This window comes from Gordonia tangerina (assembly GCF_021556435.1).
GTDB lineage: Bacteria > Actinomycetota > Actinomycetes > Mycobacteriales > Mycobacteriaceae > Gordonia > Gordonia tangerina.
This window is the reverse complement of record NZ_JAKGCU010000008.1, coordinates 1-24176: the sequence shown is the minus strand read 5'-3', so window position 1 is coordinate 24176 and position 24176 is coordinate 1. Positions and strand designations below refer to the sequence as shown.

24 protein-coding genes and 1 pseudogene are annotated in these 24176 nt (G+C 66.6%); 14 read left to right on the top strand and 11 right to left on the bottom strand.

Annotation, left to right across the window (positions count from 1 at the left end; all coding sequences use genetic code 11):
• Positions 1–44: 44 nt before the first annotated feature.
• Positions 45–275, top strand: coding sequence for a hypothetical protein (locus tag L1892_RS10940; RefSeq protein ID WP_235723621.1), 231 nt, complete (start codon positions 45–47; stop codon positions 273–275).
• Between the two features lie 25 nt (positions 276–300).
• Here the strand turns inward: L1892_RS10940 and L1892_RS10935 are convergent, their stop codons facing one another.
• Entirely contained in the window at positions 301–1209 is a 909-nt protein-coding gene (locus L1892_RS10935; protein ID WP_235723620.1) for an alpha/beta hydrolase, read from the bottom strand.
• 64 nt (positions 1210–1273) lie between these two features.
• On the opposite strand from L1892_RS10935, the gene L1892_RS10930 reads away from it, so the two are divergent.
• A complete protein-coding gene (locus tag L1892_RS10930; protein ID WP_235723619.1) occupies positions 1274–2431 on the top strand; it encodes an MFS transporter in 1158 nt (385 codons plus the stop codon).
• 18 nt (positions 2432–2449) lie between these two features.
• On the opposite strand, the gene L1892_RS10925 is transcribed toward L1892_RS10930, so the two are convergent.
• On the bottom strand, positions 2450–3586 hold the full coding sequence (locus tag L1892_RS10925) for a TDT family transporter (RefSeq protein ID WP_235723618.1): 1137 nt from the start codon (positions 3584–3586) through the stop codon (positions 2450–2452).
• A 126-nt stretch (positions 3587–3712) separates the two neighbouring features.
• Positions 3713–4033, bottom strand: coding sequence for a putative quinol monooxygenase (locus L1892_RS10920; protein WP_235723617.1), 321 nt, complete (start codon positions 4031–4033; stop codon positions 3713–3715).
• A gap of 159 nt (positions 4034–4192) precedes the next feature.
• Here L1892_RS10920 and L1892_RS10915 point away from each other — a divergent pair, with 159 nt between their 5' ends.
• A complete protein-coding gene (locus tag L1892_RS10915) occupies positions 4193–5617 on the top strand; it encodes an aldehyde dehydrogenase family protein (RefSeq protein WP_235723748.1) in 1425 nt (474 codons plus the stop codon).
• A 106-nt stretch (positions 5618–5723) separates the two neighbouring features.
• On the opposite strand, the gene L1892_RS10910 is transcribed toward L1892_RS10915, so the two are convergent.
• Positions 5724–7133 carry a carotenoid oxygenase family protein gene (locus tag L1892_RS10910; protein ID WP_235723616.1) on the bottom strand — a complete coding sequence of 470 codons (1410 nt, stop codon included), beginning with the start codon at positions 7131–7133 and terminating at the stop codon, positions 5724–5726.
• Positions 7134–7438: 305 nt separating this feature from the next.
• Between L1892_RS10910 and L1892_RS10905 the strand changes: the two genes are divergently transcribed.
• Positions 7439–8932, top strand: a complete 1494-nt coding sequence (locus tag L1892_RS10905; protein WP_372474999.1) for an alpha/beta hydrolase — start codon at positions 7439–7441, stop codon at positions 8930–8932.
• Positions 8933–8950: 18 nt separating this feature from the next.
• Here the strand turns inward: L1892_RS10905 and L1892_RS10900 are convergent, their stop codons facing one another.
• Together L1892_RS10900 and L1892_RS10895 are read right to left on the bottom strand one after the other, a co-directional pair.
• On the bottom strand, positions 8951–9784 hold the full coding sequence (locus tag L1892_RS10900; protein ID WP_235723615.1) for an alpha/beta hydrolase: 834 nt from the start codon (positions 9782–9784) through the stop codon (positions 8951–8953).
• 13 nt (positions 9785–9797) lie between these two features.
• Entirely contained in the window at positions 9798–10214 is a 417-nt protein-coding gene (locus tag L1892_RS10895; protein WP_235723614.1) for a hypothetical protein, read from the bottom strand.
• A 136-nt stretch (positions 10215–10350) separates the two neighbouring features.
• Here L1892_RS10895 and L1892_RS10890 point away from each other — a divergent pair, with 136 nt between their 5' ends.
• From L1892_RS10890 to L1892_RS24880, 4 genes and pseudogenes are all read left to right on the top strand, one after another.
• Entirely contained in the window at positions 10351–11322 is a 972-nt protein-coding gene (locus L1892_RS10890; protein ID WP_235723613.1) for a pirin family protein, read from the top strand.
• On the top strand, positions 11319–11771 hold the full coding sequence (locus L1892_RS10885; protein ID WP_235723612.1) for a MarR family winged helix-turn-helix transcriptional regulator: 453 nt from the start codon (positions 11319–11321) through the stop codon (positions 11769–11771). Before L1892_RS10890 ends, L1892_RS10885 begins: the two co-directional genes overlap by 4 nt.
• A pseudogene (locus tag L1892_RS25015) lies at positions 11768–11875 on the top strand (pirin family protein); the annotation flags it as partial. The gene L1892_RS10885 and the pseudogene L1892_RS25015, both read left to right, overlap by 4 nt.
• A 39-nt stretch (positions 11876–11914) precedes the next feature.
• Complete coding sequence (locus tag L1892_RS24880) at positions 11915–12115, top strand: pirin family protein (RefSeq protein ID WP_308191699.1); 201 nt, start codon at positions 11915–11917, stop codon at positions 12113–12115.
• 18 nt (positions 12116–12133) lie between these two features.
• Here L1892_RS24880 and L1892_RS10875 read toward each other — a convergent pair whose 3' ends face one another.
• The 3 genes from L1892_RS10875 to L1892_RS10865 all read right to left on the bottom strand — a co-directional run bounded on the left by L1892_RS10875 (position 12134) and on the right by L1892_RS10865 (position 14722).
• Positions 12134–13063 (bottom strand): LLM class F420-dependent oxidoreductase, encoded by a 930-nt coding sequence (locus L1892_RS10875; RefSeq protein ID WP_235723611.1) that lies wholly within the window; start codon positions 13061–13063, stop codon positions 12134–12136.
• A gap of 27 nt (positions 13064–13090) precedes the next feature.
• Positions 13091–14089, bottom strand: a complete 999-nt coding sequence (locus L1892_RS10870) for a cation diffusion facilitator family transporter (protein ID WP_372474998.1) — start codon at positions 14087–14089, stop codon at positions 13091–13093.
• A gap of 132 nt (positions 14090–14221) precedes the next feature.
• Complete coding sequence (locus L1892_RS10865; RefSeq protein WP_235723610.1) at positions 14222–14722, bottom strand: mycothiol transferase; 501 nt, start codon at positions 14720–14722, stop codon at positions 14222–14224.
• Between the two features lie 82 nt (positions 14723–14804).
• Here L1892_RS10865 and L1892_RS10860 point away from each other — a divergent pair, with 82 nt between their 5' ends.
• Positions 14805–16214, top strand: a complete 1410-nt coding sequence (locus L1892_RS10860) for a YibE/F family protein (protein ID WP_235723609.1) — start codon at positions 14805–14807, stop codon at positions 16212–16214.
• A gap of 44 nt (positions 16215–16258) precedes the next feature.
• Here the strand turns inward: L1892_RS10860 and L1892_RS10855 are convergent, their stop codons facing one another.
• Together L1892_RS10855 and L1892_RS10850 are read right to left on the bottom strand one after the other, a co-directional pair.
• The gene (locus L1892_RS10855; RefSeq protein WP_372475003.1) at positions 16259–17119 is read right to left on the bottom strand and encodes a serine hydrolase; all 861 of its coding nucleotides are present in this window, start codon (positions 17117–17119) and stop codon (positions 16259–16261) included.
• A 158-nt stretch (positions 17120–17277) separates the two neighbouring features.
• Positions 17278–17976, bottom strand: a complete 699-nt coding sequence (locus L1892_RS10850; protein ID WP_372474997.1) for a TetR family transcriptional regulator — start codon at positions 17974–17976, stop codon at positions 17278–17280.
• Positions 17977–18134: 158 nt separating this feature from the next.
• Here L1892_RS10850 and L1892_RS10845 point away from each other — a divergent pair, with 158 nt between their 5' ends.
• From L1892_RS10845 to L1892_RS10825, 5 genes are all read left to right on the top strand, one after another.
• Positions 18135–19211, top strand: coding sequence for a ferredoxin reductase (locus L1892_RS10845; protein ID WP_235723607.1), 1077 nt, complete (start codon positions 18135–18137; stop codon positions 19209–19211).
• 1 nt (position 19212) lies between these two features.
• Positions 19213–20415 carry a fatty acid desaturase family protein gene (locus tag L1892_RS10840; protein WP_235723606.1) on the top strand — a complete coding sequence of 401 codons (1203 nt, stop codon included), beginning with the start codon at positions 19213–19215 and terminating at the stop codon, positions 20413–20415.
• Positions 20416–20452: 37 nt separating this feature from the next.
• Positions 20453–20941: a hypothetical protein gene (locus L1892_RS10835; protein ID WP_235723605.1), complete on the top strand. Its 489-nt coding sequence runs from the start codon at positions 20453–20455 to the stop codon at positions 20939–20941.
• 57 nt (positions 20942–20998) lie between these two features.
• Complete coding sequence (recQ, locus tag L1892_RS10830) at positions 20999–22831, top strand: DNA helicase RecQ (RefSeq protein ID WP_235723744.1); 1833 nt, start codon at positions 20999–21001, stop codon at positions 22829–22831.
• A gap of 67 nt (positions 22832–22898) precedes the next feature.
• On the top strand, positions 22899–23396 hold the full coding sequence (locus L1892_RS10825; protein ID WP_235723604.1) for a DUF4395 domain-containing protein: 498 nt from the start codon (positions 22899–22901) through the stop codon (positions 23394–23396).
• The last annotated feature ends 780 nt before the right edge of the window (positions 23397–24176 follow it).

The following is a 24176-nucleotide window of genomic DNA, read 5'->3' as shown; positions in this document are numbered from 1 at the left end:
GGCAGCACCCGAGCACCGCACCACCCGCGTGATGTACTCGTGCGATGACCACGTTCCCCGCCCTGACAGAGACACCGCTGGCGATGGCGGACGCGAATGCCGCCGGGCTCACCCTCGGCATCGCCGTCTATGCTGCGGCGATCCTGATCGGCATCGGCGTCGGCATCAACGCCGTGACCACCGGGCGCCGACGTCGTGCGGTGATCGCCGCGACCGTGGTGCTGGTGCTCACCCTCGCCGGCCTGGTGATCGCGATCGCGAGCAGTATCGGCTAGTCGGGTCGCCCCGGGCCGGTGCACCTCACGCCGATGCGGCGAATGCCGCGCGGAGCGCCGCCGTCTGCATCCGGAAGAACTCCTTGGACACCGGCGCGTTCGTCTGGATCAGGTCGAAGGCGTGATAGGCGCCGGGGATCACCTCCAGCGCGCAGTCCACCCCGGACTCGCGTAGGCGCTTCGCGTAGGCCACATCTTCATCATGGAAGAGGTCGAGTTCGCCGACGCCGATCCACGCCGGTGCAAGTCCGGTGAGATCGTCGCGACGAGCCGGCGCGACGATCTCGGGCGCGGCGCCGCCCAGGTAAGCCCCCCACCCGAACCGGTTGGAACTGCTGTTCCACATCCTGAATCGGTTCTCGATCGGCGACGGTCCGGCGGCGCCGGTGCGGTCGTCGAGCATCGGGTAGGCCAGCAGCTGCAGGACCGGTGCGCTCTCGCGACGTTCTTTGACCCGCAACGCCACCTGGGCGGCCAAACCACCGCCGGCACTCGCGCCGCCGATCGCCACCCGGGACGCATCCACACCATCGGTCTCGTAGGCGAGCTGCAGGGCCTCGTGGCAGTCGTCGAGTGCCGCCGGGAACGGATTTTCGGGCGCCAATCGATAGTCCACCGAGATCACGACGGCGCCGATTTCGGCGCACAATCGCCGGCACAGGTCGTCGTCCTGCCGGGCCTCGCCGAGCACGAATCCACCGCCGTGGATCCACACCAGGGCCGGCGCCACCGCACGCCCACCGGTAGGCCGGAAGATGCGCACCCCGCCGCCGGAGGGCAGTGACCTCACCTCGACACCGCGATCGCGCTGCAGCCGGGCGAGCGAGCCCTGTAGGAAGCGGACGATCCGCAGGCTTCGCGGGCCGGCGAGCCCGCGCGGCAACACACGTGCCGAACGCGCCAGGTCGGGATGAAACTCGTGCTGTGCGGTCATGGTCGACGCTCACCTTTCGCTGCGATTGGTTGAATCCAGGTATAACGCGGCAGAATCTCGCCCGATGAACATCGACGAGATCGGCACACGACGCTTTGCCCTCCCCGCGGTTCTGCTGGTGCTGTTCACCACTGGATGGGGCGCCAATCACTTCGCGTCGATGATCCCGGTCCTGCGGGTCGACAAGGGATTGTCCTCAACTGTGCTCACCGGCGCGTTCGGCATCTACGCACTCGGGCTGCTGCCGGGCCTGTTCGGCGGCGGCACGCTGTCGGATCGGACCGGCCGGCGGCCGGTGGTGTTGACCGGCGCGGTCCTGGCCGGGATCGGAAATCTGATGATGATCGTCTGGCACGAGGAGGCCGGAGTGCTCGTCGGTCGCCTCGTCGTCGGGCTCGGGGCCGGACTCACCATCAGCGCCGGCACCGCCTGGGCTGCGGACCTGCGCGGCCGATCCGGAGCGACGCTGGCAGGGGCCATCCTGACCACCGGCTTCGCCCTCGGCCCCGTCATCACCGGTCTGCTCGCCGAGTTCGTCCCGCATCGACTCGAGATGCCGTTCGCGGTGTCCGGGATCGCGTCGATCGCCGTGGCCGCGGCGGCAGTGGCACTCACGCCCGCGACCCCGGCACCCACCGCGCACGGCGCATCCGTCGACGATCCAGGGCGACGATCTGTGGGTGCCGCGTTGTCCTGGTCGGTGCCGATGGCGCTGTGGGTGTTCTCGTCGGTGACCGTCGCCGTCGTGGTGATGGCCGAGCGCATCGCCGACCGCTACGACGGCGCGTGGGTGCCCGGCCTGGCGGCCGCGTTGAGTCTGGGGTCGGGAGTGATCATCCAGTTCGTGGTGCGCCGACTGCACAGCGGCCCGTCGGCCGGGGTCGTAGGGGCAGCGCTGGCAGCCGCAGGCTTCCTGCTCGCAGCCGCGGGAGGCGCGCACCCGAGTATGGCTCTGTTCGTGATCACCGCGATCGTGTTGGGTCTTGCCTACGGTCTGTGTCTGCGCGACGGACTGATGGATGTCGAGACGATGACACCGTCGGAGCACCGGGGTGCGGTGACCGGGATGTTCTATGTCGCCTGCTACCTGGGGTTCGGATTGCCGGTGCTACTCACCAGCATTCGGCCCTCGACCGGTGTCGTCGCCCCGCTGGTCGTCCTGGCGGCCGCCGCCGCAGTGGCGTCGCTCGCCCGTGCCCTGCGCCTGCGCCGACGCGTCTGACCGGCTCGCGACGCAGCGTCACGCAGGCAAGAAGACGCGCCCACCTATCGCACCCCGTACGGTCCGGGCGGCCACGGTCACCCAGGCCGCGAGCAGAACGACGTAGAGCGCGGCACCCAGATCGCGAATCGGCGTGGAGTCCAGGGCGAACCCCAACGCGCACAGGCCCGTCACACAGGTGCCGACGGGAAAGGTGAAGCTCCACCAGGTCAGCGCAAACGGCAGCCCGCGGCGCACAGTTCGTACGGTGACGGCCACGGCGAGTGTGAACATGGCGATGCCGAAGCCACCCATCACCAACCCGTAAACGATGCCGAACACGGTCAGCCCGACCGCGATCGGTGCGTGCTCACCGGTGAACACCAGATGCGACTGGACTGCGAGGAGGTTGGCGGCGGTGATCGACTGGCCGACCATGCCGAGCGTGATCCAGATCGTCGGGGCCGACCGCGACACCGGCACCCCACCGCGGAGCAGTCGGGCATAGATCAACGTCATGGTCATCAATCCGAGGATCAAACTCATGCCGAACAGTGCATAACAGCCGGCCAGCATCGTCAGTCGCAGCTGTCCAGCCGGAACGTAGGCCACCAGTGCGGCGCCCGTGGACGCCGACACCATCGGGGGCACCACCGGCATCAGCCAGGCGGGCAGGGCCGCGTGTTCGGAGTTCTGCTCGGCGGTCATCATCGCGAACGGCACCCAGACCGCGGTCGCCACGCCGATTGCGGTGCCGGCTGCCCACAGCACGCCACTGATCGACAGTGCGACCGCGCCGCCCAGGATCGGCTCACCGAGATGCAGGGTGCCCGCGCCGACGGTGAGCAGAGCCATCGGCAACGCACCGTAGAACTGCGACATCACCGGGTCGGTGGCATACCGGCGCGCGGTCTCGCCGTGGCGACGCCAATGCACGGCGAACGCGGCGCTGATCGCGACGAGCAGCACCGACGCGAGCAGCCAGATCGCGGTCGCGAACGCGGTGATGATCGCCGACTGCACCGGCAGCACGATCGCCGCGTTCGCGACGATCCCGGTGCCCATCACCGCAGCGAACCAGTTCGGCGTCAGGTGCTCGAACACCTGACGCGGATGGTCGAGATCGGGAAGGAGACGACGACGGACAACTCCGGTGCGCTCGAGCGTGGCGGTCATGGCTCCACTGTCGAGGAATCGCGCGTCCTCCGGCAGAGGGCCCGACCTTGTGTGCCCACAACCACCAATTGTGGGGCGCCACCGTCCCCGCTTGTGACCTCCGCGCCGTATCGGCGGCAGACGGGATCAGTCCACCGACATCTCCCCCAGCTCCGACCAGCCGTCCTGATCGAGCGTGACGTTGATGATGTCGGGCGTGCGCTGCAGATACTTCGGCAACTCGGTCGTCGCGACCTGGAAGTGCGAGCTGTTCACATGCGCCTCGGCGGCGTCATCGTCGAACGCCTCGGTGAGCACGTAGGTGTTCGGATCGTCGAGACTGCGCGCCCACTCGAAGAACCTATTGCCCGGCTCGGCGCGGGTGGCCTCGGTAAAACTCTGTACGAGATCAGGCCATTGATCGGCGAATTCGGGCTTGATGGGCCACTTTGCCACGATGAAGATCATGCTCCCACTGTAATGATCCCAGCCCTGTCCACCACCTCGTCGCCGTCTCAATCAGAGACGGATATATCTGACAACCACCGTTTCCCGGAAGCCTTGTCGGCGATACCCGGAGGCGGCATAGTGTGGTGGAGACAACACGTGTCGAGTCGGAGGTACTACATGCGCGAGATCACCAGGTTCTACATCGACGGTTCATGGGCCGAGCCCGCCGAGCTCAACCTCATCGACGTGATCAATCCGGCCACCGAGAAGGCCGCCGGCCACGTCGCCCTGGGCACCGCCGCCGACGTCGACAAGGCCGTCGACGCCGCCCGCAAGGCGTTTGTGACCTGGAGCCAAACGTCGGTGGACGAACGGGTCACCATCCTCAACGCCGTCGTCGCCGAGTACCAGAAGCGGATGCCCGATCTCGCCGCGGCAGTCACCGAGGAGATGGGCGCGCCCAGCGGCCTGGCCAACAACGTCCAGGTACCGATCGGACTGGCGCATTTGATGACCGCGGCCGCCCAGCTACCCACCTTCAGCTTCAGTGAGGATCGCGGGACCTCGCGGATCGTCAAGGAGCCGATTGGCGTGTGCGGCTTCATCACCCCGTGGAACTGGCCGCTCAACCAGGTCATGTGCAAGGTGGCCCCGGCGCTCGCGACCGGCTGCACCATGGTGCTCAAGCCGTCAGAGGTGGCCCCGTTCAGTGCCGCGATCGTCGCCGAGATCTTCGATGCCGCAGGCGTTCCCGCCGGCGTGTTCAACCTTGTCAACGGCGACGGCCCGGGCGTCGGCACCGCACTGGCCGCGCACCCGGGGATCGACATGGTCTCGTTCACCGGTAGCACCCGCGCCGGCATCGAGGTGGCCAAGAACGCCGCACCGACCGTCAAGCGCGTGGCCCAGGAACTCGGCGGCAAGAGCCCGAACATCATCCTCGACGACGAAGATTTCGCCGCCAACGTTGCCGGCGGTGTCGCAGCGATGATGATGAACTCCGGCCAGTCCTGCAACGCACCCACCCGAATGCTGGTCCCCTCGTCCCGGATGGCCGAGGCCGAGGAGGCGGCGAAGTCGGTCGAGGCCACCCTCACCGTCGGCGACCCGAGCGGTGACGTCCGGTTGGGTCCGGTGGTGTCCGAGCCGCAGTTCACCAAGATCCAGGGACTCATCGACCGCGGTGTAGCCGAGGGTGCCAAGGTGGTGTTCGGCGGGCCGGGACGCCCCGACGACCTGCCCACCGGCTACTACGTCCGCCCCACCGTGTTCTCCGAGGTCACCAACGACATGGAGATCGCACGCACCGAGATCTTCGGCCCGGTGCTGGTGATGATCGGCTACGACTCGCTCGACAATGCGATCGAGATCGCCAACGACACCGAGTACGGACTGGCCGGCTATGTGTCCGGCAAGGACGTCGACGAGGTACGCAAGGTGGGCTCACGCATCCGCGCCGGTTCCATCTCACTCAACGGCGCACAACTCGATCCGGTGGCGCCGTTCGGCGGCTACAAGCAGAGCGGCAACGGCCGTGAGTGGGGCGACTACGCCTTCGACGAGTTCCTCGAGGTGAAGTCGCTACTCGGCTACGACGCCTGACGCACCTGCTCGGGTCCGCCTCTCACGACCCGGGCTCTCCTCTCCCGACGACCGTTCTCGTGTCACCTGCGAGGGCGGTCGTCGTGCGTCTCGGGTCGTCTCGGCGTCACGTTCCGGGCAGCCACGCCCCGTGCAGCCCGGCCGGCACCCTGATCGGCATGTGCACGGTCGCGAGCGGACCGGCGGCCGGATCGTCGGCGGGCAGGATGTAGAAGTGCGACGACATGTCTGCCGGATCGGTGCCGAACGCGCCCCAGTAGTCGTGCTCGGTCCCGGGCAGATAGATGGGCTCGCCGATCGCCACCCCTGGGCGCCAACAGGACTCGCTGCCGGAGGAGAGGTCGTGAAACCAAAGGCTGTCGAGGTCGCCGGAATCGCCGTCACTCTTGCCGACCGTCGCCACCTGCGCATGTGACCGGGTGAGCATCCGGTCGTCGACTCGTGGGAACTCGACGTTCACACTGGCGCCCATGGTGGTCCGGACGATGGTGCCGCGGGCCGGATCGAGTACCGCCCGAACCAGAGCGGAGGTCGCCGGAGTCGGCATGTCGGCGAAGCCACCCGGGTAGGTCCACTCGACGTAGTCGACGGTCACCGTGTCCGCGCCCGGCGTGTCGAACCCATTCGCGAAGTGCCATACCCACATCGGCTCGGCGTCGATCCAACCGATCGCGGAACCGTCCCGCGGGATCAGCGCGATGCGGGTACCGGAGTCCGGTCGCCACTGCAGCAACCCGCCACCACTGAGCAGCGCCTCGATGTCGAAGACCAACGGGCACAGGAACAGCACGATGTAGCGCGACGTCAAGGCCATGTCATGGATCATCAGGGGTCGGTCCACACCGTCCACCGGTGTCGGCGGTCGGAGTGTCTGACCGTCGCGGCCGATCACCGCCCACGTGAGGTACGGCGCCTCCAGTACGTAGTTGAACAGCACCAGCTCACCGGTCTCGGGGTCGAGTTTCGGGTGCGCGGTACTGCCGACCGCCATCGCGCCGTCACAGTCGTCGCGCGCGATGGTGGCCAGATCGGCCGGGTCGAGCCGGTAGGGCTGATCGGATTCGGCCATCGCGAGCAGCCGGCCACCGTGTTCGACGACGTTGATGTCGGGCAGCTGACGGAACGTCCCGGCGAGCTCTGGCCCCACCTCGGAGGCGGGCGGCGTGTATCCGTCGGTCAGGCCCGACCAGATGGCATGGTCGGCCTTCTCCTCGGCCACCACCATCGGTGTGCGGACGAAACGGTTGCGATAGTGCGCGGCGCCGTCGCCGATGTCGAGTCGGTGCACCATCGCGTCGCCGTCGAGCGGATAGACGTAGGAGCCGATCGGATCGAACCGAGGATTGGGTCCGTTGCGCAGATAACTGCCCTGCAGGTCGTCGGGGATCTCGCCGGACACCGAAAGATCGCTGACGTCGACCTCTTGGCGTTGCGGCGCGAAGACACCGGACAGATGCGCGTGGTGCGCCATGTCCACGGGTGCGGGGCGAGTTGGTGCAGTCTGCTCGGCGGACATCTGGATCCCCACTGTCGTTGCGATCGCCCACGACGACGTCCGGTCCGGCGCCACCGGGGCACGGCCGCCCGAAGGGTACGGCCGCTCCCAGTGTCCCGCCTGGCACAGGCGTGCGCTGGTCAATCGCGAAACGCTTGCCGCTGCCCGCCCGGTGGTCGCTGCCTCGCAGCAGATGCGCAGTCGACGGGCATGCAACGATCGGTAACGCCCGCCTGCCCGGCAACGACAGACCGGGCAGCGCACGCCAGGACCGCCGCGAGGTGAGTCGTCGTGCATCGGGGGAAGTCGTAGATGTCAGGAGTCACATGCCCAGCCAACCGGAACAGCCGGATTCGTCCATGATCGCCGACGGGTGGCGGATGGCGCCCGACGCCACTGCCCCGGCGCCCCGGCGCAGTATCCGACGTCGGGTCGCGGGCCTGTCCGCCGTGGTGGTGCTGAGCCTGGGCCTGTTCGGCGTGGGATCGCTGTTCTCCGGTGGCAACACGGCATCAGCCATGGCGGGACATCCCGAGGTGTTACGTGAGGGCTGCACCTGGGATTCTTCGGGCAATTACGTGCAGAACTGCAAGGTCTGGTCGGAGTCGCAGAACAAGTTCGTCACCGTCCAGATCCGAGCCTCCAACGGCAGCGACCAGGGTATCTACCTGCTCGACGGCATGCGCGCGCAAGAGGATCGCTCCGCGTGGACCAACGATGTGCAGGCCGCCCAGGTATACGACGGCAACACCGACACCACCCTGGTGATGCCGGTCGGCGGAGCGTCGTCGTTCTACACCGATTGGGAAGGCGGTGCCGGCGCGGAGAACACCACCATCGCGCAGGAGACCTTCCTCACCGAGGAGCTCCCCGACTACCTCGCCGAGAACTTCGGCGTCAGCAAGAACAACAACGCGATCGTCGGCCTGTCCATGTCGGGTGGCCCCGCGGTGACACTCGCCGAGCGTCATCCGGACCAGTTCAAGGTCGTGCAGGCGATGTCGGGTTACTACCAGACCGACAACCCGATCGGTGCGCTCGGCGTGTTCGCCAGCCAGACAATCGTGTCGAACTACACCAACGGCATCGTCAACATGTGGGGCGCGCCCGGTAGTCAGCGGTGGACCGACAACGATCCGTCGAAGAACGTCAACAAACTCAACGAGAACGGGCAGGTGCTGATCATCTCGTCCGGCAACGGATTCCTCACCTCGAGCGAGATGGCCAAACTGTCCCAGCAGGATCAGATCAGTGCGATGGCCCTCGAGATGCTCTCCGCGGTGTCGACGGTCCTCATGCAACTACAGGCCGCACAGAGCGGCGCATCGGTGATCTCGCTGCCCAACTACGGGGGCCACACCTGGGAGAACTGGGGTCGCGGTCTCGCCGACGGCAAGGACCACGTTCTCGAGGCGCTGCGCAACAACCCGCCGGTCACCGAGAAGGTGCAGGTGGTCGACGCCTCCGGTACCCCCGACCCCGAGGGTTCCACCAAGGCCACCCAGGCCGCCCTGCTCGCCGCTGAGTCCACGCCGGTGCTCGACACCGTCGACCTATCGGCCGACCCGAGCACGTCGGCACAGTCCGCGGCATCGAGCACATCGACCGATTCGACGTCGGCGTCGGCCACCGAGCCCGGGGTGTCGTCGACATCCTCGGCCGCCGACGACACCCAGCCCAGCGCGTCCACGCCGAGTACGGAGTCGCCGACTTCCGAGTCCGGTGCCGACACCGGTGAGTCGACGGTCCCGCCGAGTACTACCCCGTCGGTCCCGATCCCGGCACAATCATCGATCCCGACGACGACGCCGGTGCCCTGATCCGGACTGAGATGACGCTCAGGCCGGGGTGTGCGCCACCAGCCAGTCGACAACGTCGGTGATCACCCGGTCGCGCTCGGGTTCGTTGAAGATCTCGTGATACAGGCCGTCATAGATGGTCAACGTCTTGTCCGACGACCCGGCGAGGCGATCGACCAGTTCGCTGCCCGCCGGGCTGGTCAGCACGTCGTCACCGCCGTGCATGACCAGCAGAGGCAGCTGCAGTCGCGGTAGTCGGCGTGGAAAGGACTGCATGGTGGTGAGCATCGCGGCCCCGAGGTCGGCCGGGATCTTGCTGCGGATGACCAGCGGATCGGCGTTGTAGTCGGCGACCACCTGCGGATCACGCGAAATGGCGCTCGCGTCGAGTGCCGTGGTGGGCAGCCCCGGGGCCACCCGGGCGAGCACCGGCGCCAGCTTCATCGCGATGGGCGACATGTCGTCGCCCGGCACCACGGCCGCGCCGGACAGCACGAGCCCGGCCAGTTGATCCTGGTGGTCGAGCGCATAGTCCAGCGCGATACACCCACCCATGCTGTGCCCGACCAGAAAGGTCGGCCGGTCCGCGACGGCGGTCTCGCCTATCACGCGGTCGAGATCGTCGGTGAAGTCGGCAAAGCGCCGCAGTCGCAGACGTTTGCCGCCCGAGCGACCGTGACCCAGATGGTCGGGCACCACGGTCCGGTTGCCCGCAGCCACCAGTCGATCAACGACGTGGGTGTAGCGGCGACCGTGTTCGCCGAGGCCGTGCGCGATGACGACCACCGCCCGCGGCTGATCGATCGGGTCGATGACGTCGTAGGTGATCGTCTCGCCATGGCCGCCGACAAAATTGTGTTCCGCGCGCTGCATATCCACTCCCGTCTCAGCTTCCGATGCCGAGCCTCGACGCGACGCTGCGGCCCGCCGACTCGATCGCGCCCAACGGCCGCAGCGCGGCCTCGCCGATACTTACGAGCGCCTCCACCCTGGTGACCACCTGTTCCAACCGCGCGACGATGTCTCCCATCGACGCCACCGTGCTGTCGACCTGATCAAGCGTCACCGACAGCTTGGACAGCGTGTCGTCCATCGTGTCGATGGCCCCGTCGAGACCGCTGATGGTCTTGTTCATGTCGACGAGCGTCTCCCCGAGGTCGGCGAGAATCCCCTCGACCTGATCGACGGTCATGTCCGCGTTCAACGCCGCCTGCGCGAGCTTCTTGAACCGCTGGCGTTCGGGTCCGCGCGTGTCGGCGCCCCTGCCCCCGATGTCCCGATATCCCAGTCCCTTGTCGGCCATGGCCTCGATTATTCACGCTCGACCGTCTGCGGCGAGACGTTATGAACCCGTCAGGGCATTCGCCTGGAATAAGTCTCGACACGGCCGGGTTGAGCACGATATAGCTCAGATTTGAGCTACCTGGAAGGAGCTGGACATGCCTGCTGTCACCGCCGATACCCTCACCCTGCCCCGTGTGCGCACCGCCGCCCCCGACGAGGTCGAACGCCCGGTGAAGTCGGTCACCACCGGTCCCCGCGGCTACGAAGGTGAGGGGTTCCCCGTCGTCCGTGCGTTCGCCGGTGTCTCGTCGGCCGACCTCGACCCGTTCGTCCACATGGACCAGATGGGCGAGGTCGACTACGAGCCGGGCGAACCGAAGGGAACCTCGTGGCATCCGCATCGTGGCTTCGAGACCGTGACCTACATGATCGACGGACGGTTCCAGCATCAGGATTCCACCGGTGGCGGCGGGCTCATCGAAAATGGTGCCACCCAGTGGATGACCGCAGGTGCGGGCATCCTCCACATCGAGACGCCACCGGCCGAACTGGTCGACTCCGGCGGCCTGTTCCACGGCATCCAGCTCTGGGTGAATCTGCCGGCGGCGGACAAATTCCTGGCACCCAAGTACCAGAATTTGGAGGGCGCCCAGGTGGGACTGCTCAGTTCTGATGACGGCGGCGCCTTGATCCGTGTTGTTGCAGGCGACGTCGACGGCCACACCGGTCCGGGATCGACCCACACCCCGATCACGTTCGCGCACGCCACCGTCTCCCCCGGTGCGCGGCTGTCGATCCCGTGGCGCCCCGATTTCAACGCACTGGTGTACGTGCTCTCCGGCCGCGGTACCGTCGGCGCCGAGGCACGCCCGATCCGGCAGGGCCAACTCGCTGTGTTCGGCACGGGTGACCGCATCACCGCGACCGCCGACGCCGGCCAGGACTCGAATCGTCCGGCGCTGGAGCTGCTGATACTCGGTGGACGCCCCATCCGCGAGCCGGTGGTCCAGTACGGGCCGTTCGTCATGAACACGCGTCAGCAGCTGATGGAGGCCATCGAGGACTTCCAGGCGGGCCGTCTCGGCGTCATCCCGCCGGACGCGTTGATGCCCCACACCAGCCGGTGAGCGCCGATCCACGCCCGGCGGCCTGGCAGAACTTCATCGAGACCAGTGCCCGCCTGCAGACCGTCCTCGACGAGGATCTCAAGACCACCGCGGACATGTCGCTGGCGGACTATCAGCTGCTGATGTTGCTGTACAACGATCCGCAACGCCGGCTACGCATGCGCGAGTTGTCCGACCGACTTGTCTTCTCCACCTCGCGCTTGTCGTATCAGGTCGACACGCTCGTCCGACGCGGCTGGCTGTGTCGCGAGCGGGCCGACGAGGACAGACGCGGCAGCTATGCCGTGCTCACCGCAGCCGGAGCCGCCGCCTTCCATTCCGCCGCAACAGATCACTTGCGCTGCGTGCAGAAGCTCTTCTTCGACGCGCTGTCCATGGACGACGGTGCGGTCCTGCTCGACATCATGATGCGACTGTCTGCGCACCTCTCCGAGAAGGGAGCCCGATAACGCAGATAATCCGCGCCCACGAGCGAAGCCACTGGCGCAACGAGTGGCTCGATTCGCGACAGTCCTTTCCGGCCACCGGCAATTTCGATCTGGCCGGCCCGGCGAAATCCAGCGGATGACCGCGGGACGCGGTATCCGACACAGTGTCCATCACCCTGCCGGGCGCGCCATTCGGACACCTGTTCGTGGCCGTGGGACACGTATCCGTCGCTGATATCACCGGCAACATCAACCTGGAGGCCGGCGATGCCATCCGGTTCACCGGCCACGATGATATCCGGCTCACGGCACAGAACGACGCAGAGATCCTCTACTGGCAGATGGAGTCGACAGTGGCCAGGTGACGGGACCGGGCCAACACATCAGCCGAGGTGCGGCATGACGTCGGCCGCCACCACGGCCAGGTGGTCGAGGTCGCTCAGGTCAAGGGTCTGCAGGTAGATGCGGCCCACACCGGCCTCCCGGTACCGTTGGATCTTCTCCACGACCTCGCCCGGGGTGCCGGCCGCCCCGTTCTCGCGCAGCTCGTCCACCTCCCGGCCGATCGCCTCGGCTCGGCGCGCCAATTCGGCGTCGGTCCGCCCACAGCACAGCACGAGCGCAGCGGAGAAGGTCATGGTCTCGGGACGACGGCCGGCGGTGGCGCATGCCGCCCGCACCCGACCGATCTGCTCGGTAGCGGTATCGACGGGTGCGAACGCCACGTTGAACTCGTCGGCGAAGCGGGCGGCCAACGCCGGGGTGCGCTTCTTTCCGGCGCCGCCGATGATGATCGGCGGCCGGGGTTGCTGCACGGGTTTGGGCAGGGCGGGCGAATCGGACAGCGCGAAGTGTTTGCCCCGGTGGTCAAATCGACGGCCCGCCGGGGTGCCCCACAGACCGGTGATGATCTCCAGCGACTCCTCGAGCCGGTCGAAGCGTTCGCGCAGCGGTGGGAAGGGAATGCCGTAGGCGGCATGTTCGGCCTCGAACCAGCCGGCTCCGAGCCCCAGTTCGACTCGCCCGCCTGACATCTGATCGACCTGCGCAACCGAGATGGCCAGCGGGCCGGGCAGCCGGAAGGTCGCCGAGGTGACCAGCGTTCCGAGCCGGATGCGCGACGTCTCGCGCGCGAGCCCGGCCAGCGTCAGCCATGCATCGGTCGGTCCCGGCATGCCCTCGACGTTCATCGCCAGGTAGTGGTCCGAACGGAAGAAGGCGTCGAACCCCAGATCCTCGGTCGCCCGCGCCACACGCAAGAGGTCGTCGTAGGTTGCACCCTGCTGGGGTTCGGTGAAGATGCGTAAGTCCACGGTTGCCAACCTACGCGCCGGGCGATGTCACGGCATCAGCGATGGTTCGGCCGTGGTGGACAGGGTCAGTACCGCCTCGACGATCGGCTCGTGCGCCTCGATCTCACGCTCCACTCGACGCAAACGTTCGGCAAGTTCGTGCTCGGCGAGATCCCCGACCATGTCGACGGCGGCAACCAGGTAGTACTGCATCGGTCCCACATACTCGATGTGCAGATAGGTGATCCGCTCGATGTCGGGATGCTCGAGCATCTTTCGGAGGATGGACGATCGAGTCCGCGGCATCGCCGTCTGCCCCAGCAGGAACTCGCTGTTGCGTTTGATCAGGAAGATCGCGATCACGCCCAGCAGGGTGCCGACGAGTATGGACCCGATCGCATCCCAGACCGCCGACCCGGTGATCTGATGCAAAGCCATACCGAGCGCAGCGATCGCGAGCCCGGTCAACGCCGCGGCGTCCTCGAAGAACACCGCCCGCAGGGTCGTGTTGGACGTCCGGTTGAGGAAGCGGAGCGGATGGATGGCGAACCGCTCACCCGCCACCCGCGCCTGACGAATCGACTGCGCAAACGAAACACCTTCCAGTACAGCCGATATCGCCAAGACGAGGTAGCCGATGAGATAGTTGGCGTCGGGCTCGGGTTCGGTCAACGACGTGATGCCGTGCATCACCGACACCGCCGCGCCGACGGCGAACAGTCCGAAGCCGGCGAACAGCGACCAGATGTAGGTCTCTCGCCCGTAGCCGAAGGGATGGCGTTCGTCGCGGCCACGCGAACCGCGACGTTCGGCGATCAGCAGAAACACTTCGTTGCCGGCGTCGGCCCACGAATGCGCGGACTCTGCCAGCATCGACGCCGACCCGGTGATGGCCGCCGCAATCGTCTTGGCGATCGCGATGAGCACGTTCATCACGAACGCGATGACCACGGTCAGCATCGAGTCGCCTGACGCTCCCGAGTCGTCGTCGACAGTCGGTTCTGCCGCCGATTTGACCGACTCGGGCGGCGTGGAGGGCTCGGTCATGCGCCGATCGTCTCACGGGCCTGCCGACCTCTCACGCCCTGATCCGGCAGACCCCGTCCGATTCGCCGATACCTCGTCCAGGCCAGATGCCCTGGCACCCATCCATCTCGACAGCTGCCGGCAGTTGTCGACTCAGCCCACCAGACCTCGGATGTAGGCGGCCTGCCCGACGTGTTGGGCGTCGTCGTCGAGAACGCTGACCAGACGGACGCCGAGGGTCACCGGCGGATCCCAGTTCTCGTCGATCACCCGTTCGAGATCGTCATCGGAGAGTGTGCGCAGGTAGCCGACCGTCGCGGCGTGGGCGGCGTCGTGATATTCCGCGAGCAGCCCGGGCTCGACGATGACCTGAGCCACCTCGTCGGGGGATTGGCCGTAGCCGGATGCCGACCGGTCGAAGGGCAGCGCGAATCGGTCATAGAAGCCGGCCGAGGTCCACACCTCGTCGGCGACGGCGACGTCGGCGACCTGCGCGTCTTGGACCCGGGAGATGTGCCAGATCAGCCAGGCGATCGTGTTCGCCTCAGGCGCCACCCGTTCGACGAGCTGTTCGGAGGTGATGCCGTCGAGGACGGCGTGGACGTTCTCCGACACGCGGCCGAAACCGTCGATCAAGATGTCTGTAGAGCGCATACTTCCACTTCTACTCCTCGATTCACGCCCGCATGGCCGTCTGCGAGGGCCGCGGGCGACGACCCACCGCTAAGGTGTCGACGTGAGTCATCCAGGTCGCGGACACGGTCACGGTCATACGCACAACCTGTCGGAGATTCCCGCGGTGCTGTCGCCGTTGGCACGATGGTTCGTGATCGCCACGCTCAGCGTGATCGGCGTGGGTGTGGTGGTCGGCGCCGTCGTGCTGTGGCCCTCGGACGGCGAGCACAGCATTCCCATGCAATTCCGCTCCGCCGACGGTGGATCGATCCAGACCGTCGACGCCCATGTCGTCGACACCCAACGAGCGGACTGCCTCAATCCGCTGACCGGCACCGTGCAGGACGGCGCCGAGTTCCAGCTGCCCGGCGCCTCGCCGACCGGGCCGTGTATCGCGGCGACCGTACAGCTCGACGACGGCGACGATCGGGGACGACACACGCTGCTGGAGATCCCCACCAACCGAGCGCAATCCGGATCCGAACCCGGTGCGCTCGCCCCGTCGGCAGACCAGCTCGACCAGCCGCAGGCGGGACAACCCACCCTTGCGGTCGGGGACAAGATCCGGCTCAGCGTGGTCCCGGGCCCGGATGGCAACACGCGCTATACCTTTTTCGACTATCAGCGCACGATACCGACCATCATCTGGGCGTTGCTGTTCGTCGGTGCGGTGGTGCTCGTCGCGGCCTGGCGCGGGCTCCGGTCGATCATCGGGCTGGTCTTCGCGTTCCTGGTCCTCGGCATCTTCACCCTGCCGGCCATCCTGGACGGGAAGTCGCCGGTGGCGGTCGCGGTGGTGTCGTCGGCGGCCATCTTGTTCGTGGTGCTCTACCTCGCGCACGGCATCAGCCTGCGAACGAGTTCGGCGCTGTTGGGGACCTTGATGTCGTTGGTGCTCGCCGGCGTGCTGAGTTGGCTGTCCATCGAGACGATGCATATCACCGGTCTGTCGGGGGATCAGACTGTCAACCTGCAGGTGTATCAGAGCAGTATCTCGATCAGTGGGCTGCTGCTCGCCGGGTTCATCATCGGCACCCTCGGCGTGCTCAACGACGTCACGATCACCCAGGCCTCGGCAGCGTTCGAACTCGCTGCCGCCGGTGAGCCCACTCGGCTGGCGACCTTCCGCGCGGCGATGCGGGTGGGCCGCGACCATATCGCCAGCACGGTGTACACGCTGGTGTTCGCATACGCGGGCAGTGCGCTGCCCCTGTTGCTGCTGTTCTCGGTGGCCCAACAACCCTTCGGCTCGCTGGTCACCACCGATGCGATCGCGGTGGAATTGGCCCGCTCGTTCGTGGGCGGCATCGCGATCGCGTTGTCGGTTCCACTCACCACGGTCATCGCAGCCGCGCTGACCCGCCCCGCCGGCGCCACACCGGCCGGTCCGGGATCGGAGCCGCCCCCGCCGCCTCCTGCGCCGACAGCGACGCCACGCCCGGGTGGCCGCCACGCACGCCCCGACCTCTGACCGTCACGCAGCCGCCGTTGGTCGACACCTTTTGCGTGCGCGAGTCAGCATCGTCCCGTCGGCAGTTGTGGGAGGTTGCGCTCCAGCCAGTCCCCCACCCGATTGAGCATCCGGGTGCCCGTGGTGAACGAGCCGTTGCGCGGAATGGCCGCCATCGAGACCGCGACATCACCGCGGGTGGTCGTGATCACCGCGAGCTGCCGGACCAGGTACCCCGCCGACCGGGAGGTCGCCGGTCCCCAGCCACCCTTCACCGCCGTCACCGCCCCCTTGTTCGGCGCCATCGTCGCCACACCCCACTGCTGGTTGGCCGCCACGTTGCTCATCAGCCGGATCACATCCTCGCTACCAGGCATACAGGGCAGATGCGCCCCGAAACGTGCCTGGTCGGCCAACGCCCACGGGGTGTAGCCGGGGTAGGACGGCGGGTCATCCGCCTCCGAACTGACCTGCGTGCGGGTGTCATGCCCTTCGCGCAGTACCGCGGTCACCGCGTCGACCGAACTCTGGCCACCCCCTAACGCACCCCACAGCTCGCCGGCGGCGTCATTGTCGGAGAACGTGATCGCCTTGTCTTCCTCTGCGGCCACGGCCGCACCGTACCGGCGCTGCGCGGCCAGCGACACCGGCACTTTCAAGGTCGACCACGCACGGCCGGTGGTGAGGTCACCCATCGTGATGACGCGATCGGAACCAACCGCCACGATCGCCAGTCCCACCTTGCCCGGTTGTGATCTGCGCATGCTCTTCTGCATCTTCGCGAAACTGCTGATGAGCTTCTTCTCGGTGGGCACCGGCGGCTCGAGGAACTTCGCGATCTGCGGCGGCAGCGGCGGGAGTTGAGGTGGCCACCACGCGGGTGAGGCAGCAGCAGTCGCCGATCCGAGGAGCAACGAACCGGCGATTGTCACGGCGGTCACCGTGACAATCAACTTCACACGAGTCACTTGCGTCTCCCTAGTCACATCAGTAACAGGAGACTAAACGGGATCACCCCTCGATGCCCAGCTCGATACGAAGTTGTAGTAATCCGCTCACCTGCCACGCTCGTGGCGATACGACACTAATCCGTACGAACTCGCCACTGCCCCATGCCGAGGAACACCATGACCAACTGGCGCTCGGTCCGGGCGACGATATCGCGCTCGGCCTCTCGACCGCGGTAATCGTTGTCGAGGAGGTCGGCGACCGCGGTCAGCATGATCGTGACGATGAGTTCGGCGGCCAGTTCCAGATCTTCCGGCGACCACTGCGCCAGGTCGGGCAGCCGCGACAGATCGATGGCGAGTTCCTTGGAGAACAACCGCAACTCGGTGTCGATGGCACGACGGATCTCGGCGATACCGCCGTGCTGCTCGCGTACCAGAAACCGGAACTGCGCCTCGTTGTCGTGGACGTGGCGCAGCAGGATCGCCAGCGAGTTCTGCGCCGTCGGCAGAGCTTGCCGAGCGGCGAGATCGCGCCGCCCTTCGCGCAGCGTGCGCCGCAACACCCGCATCGAATCCTCGACCAGCGTGACGCCCAGATCCTCCATAGAGGCGAAATGCCGATAGAACGCGGTCGGCACGATGCCTGCACCCCGCGCCACCTCGCGCAGACTGATGCTGCCGAAGCTGCGCTCGGCGACGAGTTCCATCGTCGCGTCGAGCAGACCCTGCCGGGTACGACTCTTACGCTCGGCCCGACTCTCCGAAGTCCGCCCATCCGGCTCGCCGACAGCACGTGACGGACGCTGCCGCGCGGTGTGTCGAGACCTGGTCACGGTCCGAGTCTAGAGCGGGATGACTCCGCCGCCGGAGACCGCGTCAGCCCCAGTGACAGCCGTCACAACAAAAGTCCTTGACGACACCGGCGCCGAACATGCCACACTGTTTTGTGTACATATGTTCACTCAAGTGAGCACACGAACGGAGCCAGCCCATGAGCATCCGCCTTCCCTCGGTCCTCGGGACCATTGTCGAGAGCGCCCTCTCGCCACATCCCGTCGACCGCTATCTCGAACTGATCGATCCGATGCTGACCTGGCGCGACATCCGTGCCAAGGTCGTCGCGGTGGACCGCCCGACCAGCCGGGCCGTCCGACTCACTCTTCGCCCCACACACCAGTGGACCGGCCACCTTCCCGGACAGTATGTCCAGCTCAGTACCGTTATCGACGGCGTCCGGCACACCCGGTGCTTTTCCCCCGCGAACGCTCCGTCACCCCGCGGGGATCTCGAGTTGACGGTGACCGCCCACGAGGGCGGGTTCGTCTCGCGGCACCTGTTCGACCACGCGCACGTCGGCATGGTCGTCGGACTGTCGGCGGCGACCGGCGAGTTCGTCCTACCTGCCGAGCGCCCCCGTTCGGCAGTCTTCATCAGCGGCGGCAGTGGTATTACACCCGTACTCTCGATGATGCGAACGCTCGTAGCCGAGGGCCACCAGGGAGCCATCACCTTTCTGCACTACGCACGCACACCGGATGACGTGGCCTACCGGACGGACCTGGCCGCGATCGCCGCGAACCACCCGAGGGTCGACCTGCGGGTGCACTACACCCGCGACGCCCACGGCGAGCATTTCACCGGCGCACATCTCGACGACATCGACCATTTCGCAGATGCCGAGTTGTTCGTGTGCGGACCGGCCGCACTGATGGACGCCGTCGAGCGCCATCACGACGCGGCCGGACTGACCCAACCGCTGCACCGCGAGGCGTTCACGCTGGCAGTACCGATCTCCGTCGACCCCGACGCACCCGTCGACGGCGAGCTGACCTTCCTGCGATCCGGCAGATCGGCGACCAACGACGGCCGCACCATCCTCGACCAGGCGGAATCGGCCGGGCTCCGGCCCGACTCCGGCTGCCGGATGGGGATCTGTTTCTCCTGCACTGCGATCAAGAAATCCGGTTGCACCCGCAACGTGCTGACCGGAGACACCGACAGCGAAGCCGACACGCAGATCCAACTCTGTATCAATGCGCCCGTCGGCGACGTGGAAATCGAGGTTTGACATGACCATCATCGACCACCCCACCACCGACACCGCCCTGGTCGGTATCGACGCACCCGTCCCGGACGAGCCCACCACCGTCGACGACCCCAAACACATCGTGCTCAGCTACGAGCAAGTGGAGGCACTGGGCCGCGAACTCGACGAACTCAAGGCACGGGTCGTCGCCGACCTCGGCGAGAAGGATCGCGAATACCTCTACTCGGTCATCCGCGCCCAGCGTGGCTTCGAGATCGCCGGTCGCGCACTGATGTATCTCGGCTTCTTCCCGCCCGCGTGGGTGGCCGCGGTCGGCGCACTGTCGGTGTCGAAGATCCTCGACAACATGGAGATCGGCCACAACGTCATGCACGGCCAGTACGACTGGATGCGTGAGGACACCTACAACTCACGCGAATTCGAATGGGACACCGTGTGCCCGGCCGACCAATGGCGCCACAGCCACAACTACATGCACCACACCTTCACCAACATCATCGGCGAGGACCGCGACATCGGCTACGGCATTCTGCGGATGGATCGCGACCAGAAATGGAATCCCTACTACCTCGGTAACCTTGGCTATGCGACCGCGCTGATGCTGCTGTTCGAATGGGGCGTGATGCTCCATGACCTGGAGGTCGAGAACATCGTCGCCGGCAAACGCAAATGGTATGACGTCAAAGGTCTCGTCAAGGGTATGTGGCGCAAGGCCGGTCGACAGGTCCTCAAGGACTACGTGGTGTTCCCCGCCCTCACCGGCCCCCTGTTCGTGACCACGCTGCTGGGTAACGCCTCAGCCAACCTCGTTCGCAACCTGTGGACCTTCTCGATCATCTTCTGCGGCCACTTCCCCAGCGGCGCCCAGACCTTCACGGCCGAGGAGTGCGCCGACGAGACGCGCGGCCAGTGGTACCTGCGACAGATGCTGGGCTCGGCGAACATCACCGGCAGCCCGCTGTTCCACATCATGAGTGGCAACCTTTCGCATCAGATCGAGCATCACCTGTTCCCCGACATCCCCGCCAGCCGGTATCCGGAGATCTCCGGAGAGGTTCGCGAGATCTGCGAACGTTACGGTCTGCCGTACAACACGGGTTCGCTGAGCCACCAGTTGGCCTCGACCTGGAAAAAGATCGCCAAACTCTCGCTACCGAACTTCCTGACCCGCGACGACAACGACCTGGTGGTGACCGTGGAGCGCTCGCCGTCGGCTGTTGCGTGAGGCACGGTCTGCCGGTCCCGGTGGCAGAATACTGAGCATGGTCGACAGCATCGAACGCAACAAGGACCTCGTCCAGGAACTCGTGGAGTCGACGGCCACGCACGTCGGCCGGATCGCCACCATCATCACCGGCGCTGTCGCCGATGTCGCCCGCGAGATCGGCGATCTCGTCACCGACGGCTTCGAGATGCGCGACGCGGCGCGTCGGGCCCGCGACGACGAAGAGCGCGACATCATCGACGTCGAGGAACACAACGACATCGGCGACGGGCCCGTCGTTCTCGAAGAGGTCGAGCTCGAACAGGCCCAAATCGAAGCCACCGACCCCGGCGTCGGCGATCCCGAGGGCGTTGCACCCGGAGAGGCCAAACCCGCGGCCGACCTCGAATCGTTCGAATCCGGCGAGGACGTCCTACCCGGTAATCCGGTGGATCTCGGCGAGATCAACGAAGCCGAGCTCGGCAGCGCCGAGGCGGTCCCGGAAGAGCCGGTCGATCTCGGGGAGATCCCGGGGCAGGCGCCCTGAGGACCGGCCGGCCGGTTCGGTCGGCTCCCGCCAGTAACGTGGTGCCCTGTGGCAGACATGTGGCACGTACTGGCATCGACCTTCGGTTACGAGTCGTTCCGCGGTGATCAGGAACAGATCGTCGATCATGTGGTCTCCGGCGGAGATGCAGTTGTCCTGATGCCCACCGGCGGCGGCAAGAGTCTCTGCTACCAGGTGCCCGCACTGGTCCGGGAGGGCTGCGGGGTCGTCGTCTCACCGCTGATCGCGTTGATGTCCGATCAGGTCGCCGCGCTGCGCGAACTCGGGGTGCACGCGGCGTATCTGAACTCAACGCAGACTTCCGAACAGCGCGCCGAGGTCGAATCGGCTTTTCGCAGCGGTGAACTCGACATGCTCTATGTCGCACCGGAACGCCTCAACACCGCAGGCTGCCGGGCCTTGTTGCAGAGCGGTCGGATCTCGCTGTTCGCGATCGACGAGGCCCACTGCGTCTCGCAATGGGGACACGACTTCCGGCCGGATTACCTCGCACTCGGCGAGCTCGCCGAACTGTGGCCGGATGTCCCGCGCATCGCGTTGACCGCGACCGCCACCCGCCGCACGCACGCCGAAATCACCGAACGCCTGCACCTCGCTGACGCCCGGCACTTTGTCGCCGATTTCGACCGTCCCAACATCACCTACCGCATCGTCACCAAATCTGAACCCCGCAAACAACTTCTCGACTTCATCCGCACCGACGGCCACGTCGACGGGCAACCGGCCACCGGGATCGTCTACGCACTGAGCCGCGCCTCGGTGGAGAAGACGGCGGCGTTCCTGGCGGCCAACGGCGTCGACGCGATGCCGTATCACGCCGGCCTCGATCGCGAAGTCCGCCACGACACCCTGGAGCGATTCCTGCGCGCCGACGGCGTCGTCGTGGTCGCGACCATCGCCTTCGGCATGGGTATCGACAAACCCGACGTGCGGTTCGTCGCCCACATCGATCTACCCAAGAGCGTGGAGGGCTATTACCAGGAGACCGGTCGAGCCGGGCGCGACGGTCTGCCGTCGGTGGCGTGGATGACCTACGGGTTGGCCGATGTCATGCAGCAGCGTCGACTCATCGACCAGTCCGACGGCGACGCGAATCACCGGCGGGTCCAACAGCAGCACCTCGACGCGATGCTCGCGCTGTGCGAGACCGTGGACTGCCGACGCGCTCAACTCCTGAGGTATTTCGGGCAGGACGCACAGGCATGCGGCAATTGCGACACGTGCCTGACCCCACCGAAGACCTTCGACGGCACCGTGCCGGCGCAGAAATTGCTCTCGACGATGGTGCGGCTGCAGCGGGATCTGGGCGATCCGCCCTACGGCGCCGGCCACCTCATCGACATCCTGCGCGGCGCCGACACCGCCCGCATCCGAGAGCGCGGACACACGCGGCTGACCACCTACGGCATCGGCACCGACCTCGACGCCGCCGCCTGGCGCAGCGTGATCCGTCAGCTGGTGGCCTCGGGGATCATCGCACCTCAGGGCGACTACGGGGTGCTGACCCTCACCGACAAGAGCGGGCCCGTGTTGCGCGGCGAAACCACCGTGATGTTGCGGACCGATCCGGCGCGACCGGCCGGCGGGCGCAGCACCCGCGGATCACGCTCAGCACCCGACCTGCCCGACGCCGACCGCGGTTTGTTCGAACACCTGCGTGCGTGGCGCAAGGCCGAGGCATCGCGGCGCGGTGTGCCGCCGTATGTGGTGTTCAACGACGCCACCCTGCGTGAACTGGCGGCGCTGCGGCCGGCGTCGACGACGCAGTTGCGATCGGTATCGGGCATCGGCGACGCCAAACTCGAGCAGTACGGCGACGACGTACTCGCCGCGATCTCGGGGTTCGATGCGGAATCCGAACCGGCGTGAGCGGAATCATTGCCCGGGGTCGCGACGTTGTCTACCTTCGGCAGAGCTGTTCTTCAGGAGGTTTTCGGTGTCCCCAACGTTGCCGTCGGCGCTGACGTTTCCCAATCCGGTCAACGACTACGCGGCCCGTTCGACCGCGGGTCTGGTGATCGCGCTCGCCGTGGTGGCGATCGTGGTCGACCACCCGGTGCCCTACGCCCTGCTCGCACTCGGCTTTCTGCTGCGGGTGATGGCAGGTCCTCGGTTCTCTCCGTTCGGCCAGCTGTCGGTGCGGTTCATCGCACCGAAGATCTGGCGCAAGACCAAACTCGTGCCCGGCCCGCCCAAGCGGTTCGCCCAGACCATCGGGCTCGTGTTCAGCGGCAGCGCGTTGGTGCTGTCGCTGCTCGGCCTCGGCGTCGCGGCCCAGATCGTAACCGGCGTGCTCATCGTGGCGGCGTCCCTGGAGTTCGTGTTCGGCCTGTGCCTCGGGTGCGTCGCCTTCGGGTTCCTGCAGCGACGCGGGATCATCCCCGAGACAGTGTGCGAGGTGTGCAACGATCTCTCGCTGCGCTTGGCTGCGTAGACCACACCCCAACCGCGGGTGCAGCCGTCCGCGCACACCCGCATTCGCTGGTCGAGTAGCCCGCGAACGAAGTGAGCGAGCGTATCGAGACCTCTTGCGCCTGACAGCATCTCACCAAATCTCGATACCCCGACTCGCTGGCGGTCGCCGACTACTCGATCAACGGGTAAGTCCCGGCCACTCGATCAACGAGCCAACAGCCCGCGCACCCCAACCGCTGGTCGAGTAGCCCGCGAACGAAGTGAGCGAGCGTATCGAGACCTCTTGCGCCTGACAGCATCTCACCAGATCTCGATACGCCGACTCGCTGCCGCTCGCCGACTACTCGACCAACGGGTAAGTCCCGGCCACTCGATCAACCAGCGAACAGCCCGCACCCCAACCGCTGGTCGAGTAGCCCGCGAACGAAGTGAGCGAGCGTATCGAGACCCCCGGCGCCCGACAGCATCTCACCAAATCTCGATACGCCGACTCGCTGCCGCTCGCCGACTACTCGACCAACGGGTAAGTCCCGGCCACTCGATCAACCAGCGAACAGCCCGCGCACCCCAACCGCTGGTCGAGTAGCCCGCGAACGAAGTGAGCGAGCGTATCGAGACCTCCGGCGCCTGACAGCATCTCACCAAATCTCGATACGCCGACTCGCTGCCGCTCGCCGACTACTAATGGGAGCTACTGGGTCTGGTCGTGAGTTTGGGTCAGACTTGGTGTTGGTGGCTGCTGCTGGGTGAGCACTCGTGGCTACGGAACCGTTGATGGCGAGTTCTGGATCGAGACCGT

Bases quoted from the DNA above. Each gene is read 5' to 3' on its own strand.
- L1892_RS10940 (WP_235723621.1), top strand. From the start codon at position 45: ATGACCACGTTCCCCGCCCTGACAGAGACACCGCTGGCGATGGCGGAC.
- L1892_RS10935 (WP_235723620.1), bottom strand. From the start codon at position 1,209: ATGACCGCACAGCACGAGTTTCATCCCGACCTGGCGCGTTCGGCACGT.
- L1892_RS10930 (WP_235723619.1), top strand. From the start codon at position 1,274: ATGAACATCGACGAGATCGGCACACGACGCTTTGCCCTCCCCGCGGTT.
- L1892_RS10925 (WP_235723618.1), bottom strand. From the start codon at position 3,586: ATGACCGCCACGCTCGAGCGCACCGGAGTTGTCCGTCGTCGTCTCCTT.
- L1892_RS10920 (WP_235723617.1), bottom strand. From the start codon at position 4,033: ATGATCTTCATCGTGGCAAAGTGGCCCATCAAGCCCGAATTCGCCGAT.
- L1892_RS10915 (WP_235723748.1), top strand. From the start codon at position 4,193: ATGCGCGAGATCACCAGGTTCTACATCGACGGTTCATGGGCCGAGCCC.
- L1892_RS10910 (WP_235723616.1), bottom strand. From the start codon at position 7,133: ATGTCCGCCGAGCAGACTGCACCAACTCGCCCCGCACCCGTGGACATG.
- L1892_RS10905 (WP_372474999.1), top strand. From the start codon at position 7,439: ATGCCCAGCCAACCGGAACAGCCGGATTCGTCCATGATCGCCGACGGG.
- L1892_RS10900 (WP_235723615.1), bottom strand. From the start codon at position 9,784: ATGCAGCGCGCGGAACACAATTTTGTCGGCGGCCATGGCGAGACGATC.
- L1892_RS10895 (WP_235723614.1), bottom strand. From the start codon at position 10,214: ATGGCCGACAAGGGACTGGGATATCGGGACATCGGGGGCAGGGGCGCC.
- L1892_RS10890 (WP_235723613.1), top strand. From the start codon at position 10,351: ATGCCTGCTGTCACCGCCGATACCCTCACCCTGCCCCGTGTGCGCACC.
- L1892_RS10870 (WP_372474998.1), bottom strand. From the start codon at position 14,089: ATGACCGAGCCCTCCACGCCGCCCGAGTCGGTCAAATCGGCGGCAGAA.
- L1892_RS10865 (WP_235723610.1), bottom strand. From the start codon at position 14,722: ATGCGCTCTACAGACATCTTGATCGACGGTTTCGGCCGCGTGTCGGAG.
- L1892_RS10845 (WP_235723607.1), top strand. From the start codon at position 18,135: ATGAGCATCCGCCTTCCCTCGGTCCTCGGGACCATTGTCGAGAGCGCC.
- L1892_RS10840 (WP_235723606.1), top strand. From the start codon at position 19,213: ATGACCATCATCGACCACCCCACCACCGACACCGCCCTGGTCGGTATC.
- L1892_RS10835 (WP_235723605.1), top strand. From the start codon at position 20,453: ATGGTCGACAGCATCGAACGCAACAAGGACCTCGTCCAGGAACTCGTG.
- recQ (WP_235723744.1), top strand. From the start codon at position 20,999: ATGTGGCACGTACTGGCATCGACCTTCGGTTACGAGTCGTTCCGCGGT.